The 14,612-nt window shown below is 41.5% G+C and carries 13 protein-coding genes and 1 CRISPR repeat array (1 of these 14 only partly in view); of the genes, 11 read left to right on the forward strand and 2 right to left on the reverse strand.

What is annotated here, in order from left to right:
* Window positions 1–93: direct repeats of the CRISPR family, unit length 36 nt (it extends 207 nt beyond the left edge of the window).
* Between the two features lie 179 nt (window positions 94–272).
* A complete protein-coding gene (locus tag G7Y42_RS08100; protein WP_165005655.1) occupies window positions 273–638 on the forward strand; it encodes a DUF1622 domain-containing protein in 366 nt (121 codons plus the stop codon).
* Complete coding sequence (locus tag G7Y42_RS08105) at window positions 635–997, forward strand: DUF1622 domain-containing protein (protein WP_165005656.1); 363 nt, start codon at window positions 635–637, stop codon at window positions 995–997. The genes G7Y42_RS08100 and G7Y42_RS08105 overlap by 4 nt, the downstream gene beginning before the upstream one ends.
* A gap of 41 nt (window positions 998–1,038) precedes the next feature.
* On the opposite strand, the gene G7Y42_RS08110 is transcribed toward G7Y42_RS08105, so the two are convergent.
* The gene (locus G7Y42_RS08110; RefSeq protein ID WP_165005657.1) at window positions 1,039–2,463 is read right to left on the reverse strand and encodes a DNA-binding protein; all 1,425 of its coding nucleotides are present in this window, start codon (window positions 2,461–2,463) and stop codon (window positions 1,039–1,041) included.
* A gap of 515 nt (window positions 2,464–2,978) precedes the next feature.
* Between G7Y42_RS08110 and tdc the strand changes: the two genes are divergently transcribed.
* From tdc to G7Y42_RS08130, 4 genes are all read left to right on the forward strand, one after another.
* The gene (gene tdc, locus G7Y42_RS08115) at window positions 2,979–4,814 is read left to right on the forward strand and encodes a tyrosine decarboxylase (RefSeq protein ID WP_165005658.1); all 1,836 of its coding nucleotides are present in this window, start codon (window positions 2,979–2,981) and stop codon (window positions 4,812–4,814) included.
* A 253-nt stretch (window positions 4,815–5,067) separates the two neighbouring features.
* Window positions 5,068–6,501 (forward strand): amino acid permease, encoded by a 1,434-nt coding sequence (locus tag G7Y42_RS08120; RefSeq protein WP_165005659.1) that lies wholly within the window; start codon window positions 5,068–5,070, stop codon window positions 6,499–6,501.
* A gap of 16 nt (window positions 6,502–6,517) precedes the next feature.
* A complete protein-coding gene (locus G7Y42_RS08125) occupies window positions 6,518–7,861 on the forward strand; it encodes an amino acid permease (protein WP_165005660.1) in 1,344 nt (447 codons plus the stop codon).
* A gap of 101 nt (window positions 7,862–7,962) precedes the next feature.
* Window positions 7,963–8,322 (forward strand): MmcQ/YjbR family DNA-binding protein, encoded by a 360-nt coding sequence (locus G7Y42_RS08130; protein ID WP_165005661.1) that lies wholly within the window; start codon window positions 7,963–7,965, stop codon window positions 8,320–8,322.
* A gap of 50 nt (window positions 8,323–8,372) precedes the next feature.
* On the opposite strand, the gene G7Y42_RS08135 is transcribed toward G7Y42_RS08130, so the two are convergent.
* Window positions 8,373–9,227, reverse strand: a complete 855-nt coding sequence (locus G7Y42_RS08135) for a LysR family transcriptional regulator (RefSeq protein WP_165005662.1) — start codon at window positions 9,225–9,227, stop codon at window positions 8,373–8,375.
* Window positions 9,228–9,347: 120 nt separating this feature from the next.
* On the opposite strand from G7Y42_RS08135, the gene G7Y42_RS08140 reads away from it, so the two are divergent.
* From G7Y42_RS08140 to G7Y42_RS08160, 5 genes are all read left to right on the forward strand, one after another.
* Window positions 9,348–10,259, forward strand: coding sequence for an acyltransferase domain-containing protein (locus G7Y42_RS08140; RefSeq protein WP_165005663.1), 912 nt, complete (start codon window positions 9,348–9,350; stop codon window positions 10,257–10,259).
* Window positions 10,260–10,264: 5 nt separating this feature from the next.
* Complete coding sequence (gene mdcA / locus G7Y42_RS08145) at window positions 10,265–11,911, forward strand: malonate decarboxylase subunit alpha (RefSeq protein ID WP_165005664.1); 1,647 nt, start codon at window positions 10,265–10,267, stop codon at window positions 11,909–11,911.
* Between the two features lie 118 nt (window positions 11,912–12,029).
* Window positions 12,030–12,329 (forward strand): malonate decarboxylase subunit delta, encoded by a 300-nt coding sequence (locus tag G7Y42_RS08150; protein WP_165005665.1) that lies wholly within the window; start codon window positions 12,030–12,032, stop codon window positions 12,327–12,329.
* Window positions 12,319–13,995: a biotin-independent malonate decarboxylase subunit beta gene (gene mdcD, locus G7Y42_RS08155; RefSeq protein ID WP_165005666.1), complete on the forward strand. Its 1,677-nt coding sequence runs from the start codon at window positions 12,319–12,321 to the stop codon at window positions 13,993–13,995. The genes G7Y42_RS08150 and mdcD overlap by 11 nt, the downstream gene beginning before the upstream one ends.
* A 2-nt stretch (window positions 13,996–13,997) precedes the next feature.
* A complete protein-coding gene (locus G7Y42_RS08160; protein WP_165005667.1) occupies window positions 13,998–14,591 on the forward strand; it encodes a malonate decarboxylase holo-ACP synthase in 594 nt (197 codons plus the stop codon).
* Window positions 14,592–14,612: the final 21 nt, after the last annotated feature.

Raw genomic sequence — 14,612 nt, forward strand, 5'->3', positions numbered from 1 at the left:
CTATGTTGATTTGAATGCTTCCAAAACTGTAAAGCGTTGGGGTTTGGACTCTGCCTAGTTTTAGAGCTATCTTGATTTGAATGCTGCTATTAGTAAAGACAGCCTTTGCACCTATCCAAAGTGGATGAGTGTCACGGCTGTTTTTCATATGAGTGGACGGAAATATCTGTTTTCTTTTACAATAGGTAACAGATACGTAGCTGTATAGTCAAAAGAATGATAGCTTATGAAAAGTATCGGCCTTTAAATGGAAAAAGACAGGTGGAGACGCAATGTTTGACACACAATTGATCGGTTATTTAGATTGGATTATTGCTATTTTAAATATCTGTTCGATCATTATTTTGCTGGTCGGGCTCGTTTTGGTTCTTAAAAATCTATTGAGTCAGCATCCGCTGAAAAAGGATTATGCGACAAGGAACAAACGGAATGCAGATGTACGGAAATTGCTAGCCAGCTACATCTTATTGAGCTTAGAGGTACTAGTTGTAGCAGATATCATCGAATCAGTGATCAAGCCAACCTGGACAGATATCTTGAAACTTGCATTGATCATCATCATACGAACGATTATTTCGTACTTTTTGAATCTTGAGATCACAGATAAAGCAAAGAATGAAAGAGGCGAGACCAAATGAAAACAGATGTGATGGCACAGCTCTATCCGTATCTTGAGTGGCTCGTGCTGATTTTAGATATTTTTGCGATCGCTATATTATTATGGGGTGTTTTCTTATCGATCAAAGATTTCTTGAAGTTCTCTATGACAGAAGCTCCAGATAAAACGACCCGGATCACTAAAAACAATGCTATAAAAAAGATGCTCGGCGGTTATATCCTGCTAAGCTTAGAAGTCCTGATATCTGCAGGAATCATCGAATCGATCATCAAGCCTACGCTAGAGGATGTATTCCAATTGGCTGCACTAGTAGTTATCCGAACGATTATTTCGTATTTTTTAAATAAAGAAATCGGACCTGCCGATGTCAAAGAATGAGAAAACGTACTACTTTCCAGATTGGGAAGCAGCACGTTTTTTTATTGCTGAACAGCAAGTAAAATCGATTGCTCGATGGTATCGACTGTTATCGGGACGATGTTCGGACAGCAAGTTGCAGCTTTCGTATAAAGTGTTCGTTCGCAAAAAACACGATGATCCGACTGATCAGCCAAGATGATCAGTTCCTCAGAAAGCTTGTTATAGATGGTGGGCGTGACTTGGATCGTACAAGTGGAGACGGACTCTAGTGCATCACGATAGATCAGATAGTTGACATCTGAATTCGTTACGATGAAAGCCTGTAGCTGTGTTTTATCCAATCGAAGAATCCCGCTTAATTCGACGACAAACGCACGAAGACAATTGCTGTTTATCCGTAAATCATAAGGGAGTCGTTTCGACCAAGTGTGTATCAGTGATTGTACCACTTTCAATAACTGGAGCTGATCAGGCGTCAGAAGATAAAATTTTTCCGGCATAAATAACTGATAGTTGTCCCACGTGGAACGCATGAGATGGATCAGTGCACGTTCAAATGGCCTGTTTCCAAAAAAGGCACGGTCGAAATGCTCTTCAAATAAAGAAATCAACGCTTGGATCTCATCACTTTCCTCAATAAAGACCTGATGGAGCTGACGAAAGTCTTTTTCAATTGCTTCATAAGAATCAAATCCGTAATCACATAAATTAAATAATGAAAGAATAAAATAGAATTCATCATCATAATAATATTCCTTGAAGGCATCGTTTTGCCAAGCGTCAGCGACAAATCGATAGACAGGACGTTTCTTGAGAGCTTCGACAAAAGGAAGATCGATGATCAGAGGATGTTTATGCTGGTTCAAATAACTGATCAAGAAACCTATACGCAAAATTTCCCGATTTTCCTTATTATAAATCCTCCCGCATTTTTCCGTCACAGCATTGATAAAGCGATTCGCATGGTCCATGTAGTCAGATGGAACCTTTTCTCCATTGGAAAAACCTAGTCGATAATACACGTTGAGCAGCAACAAGCGGCGCTCCATTTCTGAGAAGCGGGGAGAACAATGCTCGATGGTGATCCCGCACTCTTGAAAATAACTCAACACTTGTTTTTTTAATGAATATGCTTTACTGACAGAAACAAATTCGATTTCGGTTAATTGGATGTAGTCAGGTTCGTTCTCCAAATAAAGCAGACAAGTTTTTAGGAACAAAGAATGACGAGCGATCCTTTGCATCAGCTGGAAGCGCGACACGTTTTCTGAAAAATACAAGGAATAACGTTCTTTTTCCCTCTGTCTGTAGACGATAGATTCTTCCAGCTCTTTTGTCAGATTCTTGATGTCATTTAGCAAAGTGGTTTTGCAGACTTGTAATAATGTTGAGCAAGTGTCTAGATTTATTTCTTTATTTACGTAAAATTGCCCGCATAAAAATAACTGACGCAAGATACTTTTCTCAATGTATTCTTCAATCATTAAAAATCCTCCACATTGTATGTTTTTGCACAAGATAGAAACAATTATGCCATGATTTAAAAATGAAAGCATCAATTAATTTCTGAAATGATTATAAACTGACTGTTATTAATTGTTTTTTTTGTTATAAAAAATGAAAAATGAAAAAAATAGCTATATAGAAAGTTTGTGAAAAATGATCAAAAAGCGAAGGAGACAAAAAGGAAGCGGACGAAGAGACAGAAAAGTTAGAATTCATTCGCTTATGGAGATGGTCTTTTTAATAAAAAACAGATGTTTCTTATGATTATACGTACGCTCTATTTTTTCGGCTTTTTCGATCGTTCGGCTTTAAAAGCGGAATTTTCAGAAAAATCCGATTTTATTTCTTTTTTTTCGAAAAAAGCGTAACTATTTTGATGTTATAAAAAAATTTTTCTCATTTTTCGCCGTATAGTCAGAGATGTGATACAGATAAAACAGAATATCTGCATTTACGAAATGTTGGCCAACAAAAAAAATAGGAGGAAACGAACATGAGAGATATGGATATCAAAGCCGTCTTTATTGGCGACAAAGCTGAAAATGGAGCAGTGTATAAAATGCTGTTGAATAAGATGGTCGATGAACATCTGGGGTGGCGAGAAAATTATCTTCCTTCTGACATGCCGGCTATCAGTGAGGCAGATAAAACAGCACCAAGTTACTTAGCCACTCGTGAACATATGATGAAAGTCTTAGATGAAGTGAGCCGGCGACTTCGCTCAGGTTCGATCCCATGGCATTCAGCAGGGAGATATTGGGGACAAATGAATGCAGAAACGCTGATGCCCTCTTTATTAGCCTACAATTATGCGATGCTTTGGAACCCTAACAATGTCGCGCTAGAATCATCCATGGCGACTTCTCAGATGGAAGCGGAGGTAGGAAATGATCTAGCCGCATTATTCAGCATGCCAGACGGTTGGGGACACATCGCAGCAGACGGATCTATCGCAAATTTGGAAGGGTTATGGTATGCCCGCTGTATCAAATCGATTCCTTTAGCTGTCCAAGAAGTCTTGCCAGAAAAAGTACAGGGAAGAACAGAATGGGAATTATTGAATCTTTCTGTGGAAGAGATTTTAGAAATGGTTGAACAATTCAGTGATGAAGAACTGGATCGCGTGAAAGCAGCTTCTTCTAGAAGTGGAAAACATATCCAAAAATTAGGGAAATGGCTAGTTCCCCAGACTAAACATTATTCTTGGATGAAAGCCTTGGACATCTGCGGAGTCGGACTGGATCAAATGATCGCTATTCCTGTACAAGACGATTATCGGATGGACACAAAAGCTTTGGAACAGACGATCCGCGAACTAGCAGAGCAAAAAATCCCGATTCTAGGTGTCGTGGCTGTAGTAGGAACGACAGAAGAAGGTCAAGTAGATAGTGTGAATAAAATCATCGCTTTGCGGGAAGAACTCAAAGAAGAAGGGATCTACTTCTATCTGCATGTCGACGCTGCGTACGGCGGTTACGGTCGTTCCTTGTTCTTAAATGAAGCTGGTGAATTCGTCCCTTATGAATCATTAGCTGAATTCTTTGAAGAACATAATGTTTTCCATCATTGCGTAACCATCGATAAAAGCGTATATGACGGGTTCAAAGCAATCTCAGAAGCAGAATCCGTGACTGTTGACCCGCACAAAATGGGGTATGTCCCTTACGCAGCAGGAGGAATCGTCCTAAAACACAAGGATATGCGAAATATCATCTCTTATTTTGCGCCTTATGTATTCGAAAAATCAGTCAAAGCACCAGATATGCTAGGTGCCTATATTTTGGAAGGCTCAAAAGCAGGAGCGACGGCGGCAGCAGTCTGGACAGCACATCGAGTACTGCCTTTGAATGTGACTGGGTATGGTCAGCTGATTGGCGCCTCGATCGAAGCAGCGCAACGTTTCAGAGAATTTTTAGGTCAATTGCGCTTTACTGTAAAAGGAAAAACGATCGAAGTCTATCCGCTGAACCATCCAGATTTCAATATGGTCGACTGGGTATTTAAAGTACAAGATTGTACAGATTTGAAAGCAATCAATGAATTGAACGAAAAAATGTTCGATCATGCTTCTTACATGGACGGCGATGTCTATGACGAACGTTTCATTACTTCTCATACGACATTTACTCAAGCAGATTATGGCGATTCACCGATCAAATTCATTGAAAACATGGGATTGTCAAAAGAAGAGTGGCAAAAGGAGAAAAAAGTCACGCTGCTTCGAGCAGCCATCATGACCCCTTATCTGAATGATGATACGATTTTTGACTTTTACAGCAAAGCGATCACAGAAGCGATGGAAAAGAAACTGAATGAGGTCATCGAATAAGAACGATCTGTGTCAGATAAAGAAAAAACGATATCGGAGAGAGAAGCTGACAGACAGTTGAAACAATGACTGTGTGTTTCCCCCAGCTTTTCATTCTCTGAGATAAAAAAATTTTTGATTTGCACGTATATATTTTTAGAGAAGAGAAAAACCGGGACGAGGTCTGTCTAAGAAAATGAAACGAACTACTTGGATCTAGACTAGAAAAGGTGCCGGTTTTACTCACTCTATTCTACCGAAAGAAGGAAAAATAATGGGAACTTCTGATTCATCCAAACAAATCACGACGTTGACATTTATCGGGATGACTTGTGCACTTGTAGCAAGTGTTAGAAATATACCGGATGTGGCGGCTACTGGCTGGACGATGCTGTTTTATATGCTTGTAGCAGTATTATTGTACGCTTTTCCTATCTCTTTGATCTCCGGAGAATTTGCCGGGATGTTCCCGAAAAACGGCGGTCCAGAGCTGTGGGTCTCCAATTCGTTAGGAAAAAAATGGGGATTCGTCGTTTCATGGCTATTATGGGTGCAGATGTTTCCTGGAATGGTCATGGTTGCTTCAGCATTAGCTCCTTTATTTGGGAATATCATCGATAACGTACCCTTGGGATTGAATAGCAAATTCACACTTGTCGTTATTTTAGTTGTTTACTGGATCATCACATTCTTGAATCTGAAATTTGACATGGCTAAAATCGGCGGTAAGATCGGGGTCTGGCTAGGACTTTATATTCCTTTAGCGATGATGCTTTTGTTAGGGATTGCTGCATGGGTCAAAGTTGGGATCGTACCTACAGGATCATTAGGGAAATTTTCTTTAGAAAAGCTGATTCCAGATGCTTCTACGGCAAAATCCTTCGTTTATTTTGCACCGATCATGTTTATTTTTACCGGGATTGAGATGTCGTCCGTATATATCACTCGATTGAAGAATCCAGTCAAAACTTATATCAAAGGCATCTTTGCAGCACTCGTCTTTTTATTTTTCGTGAATATACTGAATGCATTGGTCGTAGCAAATGTCGTACCAAAAGGCCAGATGGAACTGAACAATATTGCGCAATCGATCTCGATCTACTGTCAGATATTAGGGTTGCCTCATTTGGTGGTCAATCTGTTCAGCCTTCTTGTTTTCGTCGGTGTAGCAGTCCAATTGTCAGCTTGGGCATCTGGACCAGCAAAAACTGTAACTGAAAGTGCGCGAAAAGGAGCCTATCCGCCAAAATTCAAATTTTGGAAGACCAACCAATATGATGTGTCAAAAGCAGTCATTTTGACTCAATCCGTCATTATTTCGATCTTTTCACTCTTTTATCTGCTGATCCCTGGAGTCAATCAGGCATTTTTAATGCTCGTGAACTCAACGACCGTCATTTATTGTATCGTCTACGTGATCATGGGGATCGCTATTTTGAAACTGCGCCAATCGCATCCTGAGATTCCACGTCCGTTCAAGATCGGGAAGAAAGACAGTAAAAGCGATTGGGCACTTTGGTTTGTGGTCATTCTGTTATTTTCCTCGATCTGTTTTTCAGTCGGGCTGACGATGAAAGCCGGGACCTTAATCAACTTGATCGCTGTGACCATCATTAGTATCGTGTTGTTCTGTGCACCGTTATTGATAGAAAAGTTCAAAAAACCGTCATGGGAACAAGAAGTAGTGAAACGAATGAAAGAAGAATAGAAAAAAGGTGAGCAGAATGGAAAAAACAAGGATGAAACAGTCGCTGACGAATCGGAATATCCAGCTGATTGCTTTAGGCGGCGCAATTGGGACAGGATTGTTTTTAGGGTCAGCAAAGGCCATAAAATTAGCCGGACCTTCAGTTCTGCTCACTTATTTGATATGCGGTCTGGCGGTCTACGCGATGATGCGGGCGATGGGGGACCTATTTTTGATCGGCGGCACCTTCCAGTCGATCGGTGATTTTATTGACTATTATTTAGGAGGAAAATGGGCATTTTTGGTCAATTGGACTTATTGGCTTTGCTGGGTAGGTGGCGGTTTGTCAGAATTGACAGCGATCGGTCTATACATCCATTTTTGGTTTCCTGACATCCCTGCCTTGATGAGTGGTGTGGTAACGTTGTGTTTACTGGGAATGATCAATATGATAGCAGTGAAATGGTTTGGAGAATTGGAGTCTGTCTTTTCGATCATCAAGATCATCGGTATCCTTCTTTTCATTTTGCTGGGAACAGGACTTTGTATCTGGTCCTTCCATACACAAACGATCGGCGTCAGGGAAAATTTTGGAAGAGTCGCTTCTTTGTTTCCATTCGGCGTGAAAGGTCTCTTGGCTTCTTTGCCGATGGTCTTATTCAGTTTTGCCGGTGTAGAAATGATTGGACTGACTGTTGGTGAAACGAGTGATCCCCGAAACAACATGAAAAAAGCAATCGATTGTCTTCCTTGGCGTATCCTGTTTTTCTACATAGGGACGATTTTAGCGATCTTGCTCGTTGTCCCGTGGCAGCAACTGGATTTAAAGGAAAGCCCATTAGTCACGATGCTTCAGATGATCCATTGTCAAAGTGGAGCTGCGATCATCAATAATATCGTCCTCGTCGCCTCGCTTTCTTCTGCCAACAGTGCGATTTACAGTACAAGCCGTATTTTATACGATACAGCAAAAGAAAAAAGATTGCCCAACTGGTTCTCAGCTATTTCTTCACGAGGGGTACCTGTGCATGGGATCTTGTTTACTGCAGGACTGTTTTTTGTCGGTCTATGCCTACATTTTTTTGTAGCAGATAGCAGAATCTTGTTCCAATTGTTAGCAGGGATGACGACTTCTTGTTTTTTATTTGTTTGGTCTTCGATTCTTTATGCACATATCCAGATGGTCAAAGAAAGAAAAACGGCAAACTCTCAACGCATTGTTTACAGGGATAAGCTAGTGATCGCATTTTTTTGTGCAGTAGGGATCAGTTTGTTGGTTGAACCAGCCACCAGATTTGTCCCGCTATATTCTTTCTTATGGTTCAGTGCCCTCCTCCTTTTTTATCGGAAAGCAGTGAAAGAGAACAGCGCGAGGGAATAACACAATCTTGCTATATGCTTGCTTTTGATTTTTCTTGCATTTATATGGTATTTTTAAGTAAAGAAAATTATGTATCTATGGGGCGAAAGAAGTGGGACAGTGTGGCAACGAAACAAGAGATCATTGACTATATAGAGGAGACCTATCAATTGAATCCGGAGCATGTCTTTAAGAAATTTCCGGATTACTGCGTATTCAGACATCGAAAAAACAAAAAATGGTTTGGGTTATTGATGAATATCCCAGAGGAAAAATTATACGGTTCAGGTACTGGCGCGATAGACATCATCGATTTGAAGGTCGAACCTGAGCTAGGCGGACTGTTACGAGGGAAAGAGGGCTATTTTCAAGCTTATCATATGAACAAGGAGCACTGGATCACCGTTGATATACGCAAGATAAAAAATCCGGATGAACTGATGCAGCTGATCGATGCCAGTTTTGAATTGACTCAGAAATAAGAAAAAAAACACCGTTGTTTTGAGTGGAGACTTGAAACAACGGTGTTTTTTTATCCCAAATAAAATTCTTTCATAGTCTTGGCGATCATCTTGACCAGTGGATGATCTTTAGTAAAAGTCGAAGATAAATAAATCGTCCGGGTCAACGGAAGATCAGCGATCTCTTTTAAAACGAAGGCATCTTTCTCATCATAGGACCATGAGATCTTCGGGAAAAAGCTGATCGCTAGCCCCTGTTTGATGATCGATCGCAATGTCGCGGGATCGTCTGTAGTCGAGCTGATCGAAAGTTCGATGTTTTTGGCTTCGAGAGCGACATCCAATGTGTGTCGAAAGGCATTGTTTTTAGACAGCATCAGAAGCGGTGTTCGCTGGATGTCTTCTAGCTCCAGCTTTTCTTTTTTTGCTAGCGGATGATTCTTTGGCACTGCGACAAAGACCGGTTCTTCGATGATAGGGACATTTGTCAATCCTGGTTTTGTTTCCGACGTGATGTACAACACCGGATCGGTCACCTCTTCAGGTAGATGATGCTGCATGATGGACAATTGGATATCAGGATGTTTTTCTAAAAAAATACGTACGAGATTAGGGATCGAGACAGAAGCAACCTCTAGATACAAAATGACAGAGGTCACGATTTTTTCATTGACTGAAGAAACTGTCTTGATTCCTTCTTCTAGTGTTTCCAATGTTTTTACTGCATAAGGATAGAATTCTTCCGCGTAGATCGTCGGCTCGATATTACGTCCTTTATGATAGAAAAGAGGAACGCCTAATTCATTTTCCAAATGCTTGATTGCACGACTCAATGCAGGCTGAGAAATAAATAATTCTTTCGCAGACTGCGTGATATTTTGCGTTTCGAATACCTTTTTAAAATACTGCAAATGGAGTAGTTTCACTGCTTCACACCCGATTCATACCTTTTTGTTATGGTTTTTTCTTTTTTCGGTATTTTTTATTATAGCAGAACTTTACTAATATAACAGTGGAAAAAGTAAGTGCCAAAGGAGGGACCATCCATGAGTACAGGATTTTTATTTCCTGGTCAGGGAAGCCAAAAATTGGGGATGTTATCGGATGTACCGATTGAATATCTGGACCGTGTAGAAAACGTTACGGGCTATCGCTTGATCGATAATGAACAAATGCTACAAGATACTGTATTTATCCAGTTGGCATTATTGACGAAAGCCGTTTTTTATCTGGACGAAATGGAAAAAAATCATATTTTTCCTGAAATCGTCGCAGGACATTCGATCGGAGCTTTCAGCGCAGCAGTGGCTTGTGGAGCATTGACATTTGAAACGGCTGCAGAATTGGTTTATCACCGTGCTGTTTTGATGAAAGAATCCTATCCAAGCGGGTATGCGATGGGGGTGGTCGTTGGATTGACCCGAAGCGAAGCAGAACAGCTTTTAAAAGAAACATTCGATCCAGCTTATCCAGTCTATCTCTCGAATGAAAACTGCCCGATGCAGCATACCTTGTCCGGCAGTATCTCAGGACTGGAAAAAACATTAGCAGAAGCTAAAAAACGACAAGCGCAAACTGCTAAACTGCTGAAAGTTCCAGTACCTTCTCACTGCATCTTGATGGAGGACACAGTTGACAGATTCACTCCGTATATCCAGTCAGCTCAGATATCAGATGCAAAATACCTGTACTTGAAGAATACAGACGCTCGGGCAACGAAAGAGGCAGAAGAGATCCGAAAAGACCTGCTGGAAAACATTGCCCATCCTGTTCAATGGAATCAGATGATGGACTTGGCAAAAGAACTGGGAATGGACCTGACGATTGAATTTCCCCCTGGCAATACTTTAACAAAGCTGATTCATGCAAAATTTGGGGTAGAAAAAGATATTCGTACAATCAATCTAGACCAGCATGGCATTGATGATGCCGCGTTTTTATATCAAAAATGGAGATGAATTTCATGGAAAAACCAACACGCAATTGGGCTTCTAAACGCGAAAAAAAAGCGCAGCGATTAGAAAAAATCAGTCATTTGATGAACGGTAAATACGTAGATACTGACAAAATCGTTGAAGTTCTGGAAGCATTGATCGCTCCTGGAGATAAGGTCGTTTTAGAAGGCGACAACCAAAAACAAGCAAGTTTTCTTTCAGAAAGCCTGGAAAAAGTCGATGCAGAAAAAATCAATGATCTGCACATGATCATGTCGAGTATCTCAAGACCGGAACATTTGAATATTTTCGAAAAAGGAATCGCCAGCAAAATGGACTTTTCTTACGCAGGCGCACAAAGCCTTCGCGTTGCTCAAATGATCGAAGACGGCACAATGAAATTAGGCGATATCCACACATACCTAGAACTTTATGGACGCTTATTCATTGATTTGATCCCAAACGTTGTTTTAGTCGCTGCAGATAAAGCAGACAAAGACGGGAATCTATATACAGGATTCAATACAGAAGAAACACCAACGATCGTCGAAGCAGCTGCTTTCAAAGACGGGATCGTCATTGTCCAAGTAAATGAAGTCGTCGACGAATTGCCACGTGTCGATATTCCGGGAGACTGGGTGGATGTCGTTGTTGCTGCGGATGAACCTTATCAGTTAGAAGCATTGTTCACACGTGACCCACAAAACATCACAGAGATCCAAATCCTGATGGCGATGATGGCAATCAAAGGGATCTATGCAGAACACGGCGTACAATCATTGAACCACGGAATCGGGTTCAATACAGCTGCGATCGAACTGCTTTTGCCAACATACGGTGAATCACTAGGATTGAAAGGGAAAATCGCTAAGAACTGGGTATTGAATCCACATCCAACGATGATTCCAGCAATCGAATCAGGCTGGGTCGAAAGCATCCACAGCTTTGGCGGTGAAGTCGGAATGGAAAAATATATCGCCGCTCGTCCTGATGTCTTCTTTGTCGGAAAAGACGGCACCATGCGTAGCAACCGGACACTTTCTCAAGCAGCCGGTCAATATGCGATCGATATGTTCATCGGTTCGACGCTACAATTAGACTACACAGGAAATTCTTCCACTGTTACAAAAGGTCGTCTATCTGGTTTCGGTGGCGCACCAAACATGGGACACAACCCTGGTGGACGTCGTCATTCGACACCAGCATGGCAATCCCTTCGCGACACGAACGATCCATTAGGCAAAGGTCAAAAACTAGTTGTACAAATGGTCGAAACTTATGGCGCAAACAAAAAACCGGTATTCGTCGAAGAACTTGACGCATTAGCCGTGCAAGAACAAGCAGGTCTTGCCAATGCACCTGTCATGATCTACAGCGAAGACACAACACATATCGTCACCGAAGAAGGGATCGCTTATCTGTACAAAGCAAAAAACAAAGAAGAACGTCAAGCAGCGATCGCAGCAATCGGAGGAGTGACGCCTCTAGGAATGACCAGCACAAAAGAATCTTTAGACGAATTGCGTCAAGCAGGTATCGTGAAATTGCCTGAAGATCTAGGGATCAAACGCAGTGATGCTAAGCGTTCTCTATTGGCTGCTCAAACAGTCGATGATTTGATCGAATGGTCAGATGGATTGTATGAACCACCAATGAAATTCAGAACTTGGTCATAAAAACAGCTGTTCAGAATTATTTTTTGAAAAGACAAGCAAACAAAGAATATCTATTCGAAGTGAAAAGAATGAGAGTGGATTTACCGATGTACCACTCCCATAAAAAGGGGAGAGATTCATGGAGCAATTATCTTACAGCTACCAGACAAAACAACCAATCAAGAAAAAGATCCACGTAGGAGTCGTCGGTTCCGGTGATTTGGAAATTTTGATGTTTCCAACTGACAATACAGAAACAACTGTCAGCATCTACACAGGAAGCGATGGGTTCGGCGAAGTGTGGAACAACGTATTAACGAGATTTTTTGATCGTTACCCAATTTCAGCAAATATCGTGATCAACGACTTCGGAGCAACTCCAGGTGTCGTATATCTGCGATTGACGCAAGCAATGGAGGAACTATCAGATGAAAAATAGTTTTGTAGAATTAAACGCCAGAGATCGGGTCAATGCTTTATTGGACAATGGGCGCGAATTGATCGGACCTTTTGACCAAATGATCGCACCAAACTTGATCGCACAAGGGATCGTTCCTGAAAGTGATGACGGAATCGTCGTCAGCCGTGGGAAAATCGACGGGAAAAATGCCCTTGTCATTGCCATGGAAGGAAAATTCCAAGGTGGCGGGATCGGTGAAGTTTCAGGCGCTAAGATCATTTCAGCTTTAGAACATGCATTAGAAGAAAACAAAAAAGGAAACGAACTATTTCCTATTATCGTTTTAGATACAGGCGGTGTCCGTCTGCAAGAAGCAAATTACGGTCTGCTTTCTATCTCAGAAATAGGAAACCTGATCATTGCACTCAAACAATATGTCCCAGTGATCGGCTTGATCCCTGGACGTGTCGGTTCATTCGGCGGGATGTCCATCACTTCCGCATTGATGAGTTATTTGATCGCCACAAAAAAAGCCAGAGTCGGTTTGAATGGTCCAGAAGTAATCGAGCAAGAAGCTGGCGTCCGTGAATTTGATTCTAGTGACAAAGACTTGATCTGGAATACATTAGGTTCTCATCAACGCGTAGAATCAAAGATCATTGACGAATTAGTCACAGATAGCGTGGAATCGATCAAAGAAGCAGTCGTTTCTGCGATGAACGAACGCAAAGACACACACCGAAGCGAAAATTCAGCCTTTTATTTATCATTATTGGAATCATTGGATCTGTCGAAACCAATGGCTATTGATGAATACAACGAAGCAATCGCCAGCCATCAAGCAAAAGCGATCGATTTGCCTCGTATAACTGAAGGTGACAAACCAGCAGCTGAAAGTGTCGGCTATGACTGGTTCCAAGCATTGACTGGCATGGAAAATCCAACTTCTTCTATCAGTACCGTTTATTATGGCACATCCAATAAATTCTCAGAAGAAGCAGTCGTGACTTCGATCGTTCCAGATCCTAAAAATCCAATGTATCGCGTACGCAATGGGGAAGTCGGATTAGTAGAAGGCTTCCGTATGGGACAGATCTTGGATCATGTATACGAAGAAGACAAGAACAAAGCAGTGAAACGTCCAATCGTTGTTGTCATTGATGTACCAAGTCAAGCGTATGGCTATAACGAAGAATTGATCGGTATCCACGTTGCTTTGGCAAACAGTGCTGCTGCTTATGCGAAATTACGCCAAGCTGGACATCCAGTCATCGGACTGATCGTCGGCAATGCTATCTCTGGTGCATTTTTGGCACATGGTCTTCAATCTAGTCGCTTGATTGCCCTGAACAGTAGTGAGATCACTGTCCAAGCGATGTCTAAAGCCAGTGCCGCTCGAGTAACGAAACGTTCGATCGCTGAAATCGAAGCAGCCGCAGAAAAAGTACCTGCTATCGCTTACGATATCAACAATTACACAAAATTAGGAGCCATCCATGAATTCCTGAAAGACATCACAGATCAAGAAGCTTCTGAAGCACACGTAGAAGAAGTGATCCGTGCCATCAATGAAGCAATCAAAGATGTACGGGAAAATGATGACACCATGTTAACTGCCCGTTATACGAACGAAACAGCCGTAAAAATGGGACGAGTAGAAACAAACAAAGTTCGCAACAAAATGAATGAAGAGTGGGATGCATAAAAATGATTCAAGCACATGATGTCGTTATTTTTGATAAACAAGTAATTGAACAGCAGACACTTCCAGAGTGGCTCATTCTGTCAGAGAAGATGTATGGAACTGTTCGCCGAGCATTGCCGAAGGACCCTTCACAGTTAGGGATAGGATTGCGAGGATTTGCGCGCAACCAACGCTTGGCTTTGGAGATCCCGATGCAGGCTGTCCAAAAAGTGGTCCATCCGTGGGAAATCATTGATCAAGAATCTTTTCGCCAGTCAGAAATCGCTCAATTTCCTGTTTATCAGCAATATCATGTCGCTAGAGAATTATTGTCAGGTTACAAGTGGGGCGTTGGCGGCAGTCTGGGATTTGAATTGACTACTGGGATCCAAGCAGTAAAAGAAACCAGTGATTTCGATCTTTTGATCTATGCCGATTCTCCGATTGGATTGCCGAATGCGGCAATCCAATCCCACCCTGATTTTTTTGAACAATTCGATACACAAGTGATCACCTCAAAAGGTGGATTCGCTTTGAAAGAATATCTGAGACTGCCAGATAAAAAGATTTTATTGAAAACAGCAGCCGGCCCAGAATTAACCAGAGAGATTTGGTAATAAATTTAAAAGAGAGAAAAA

It is taken from the genome of Enterococcus sp. ZJ1622 (assembly GCF_011038845.1).
In the GTDB taxonomy this organism is placed as follows: Bacteria; Bacillota; Bacilli; order Lactobacillales; family Enterococcaceae; genus Enterococcus_B.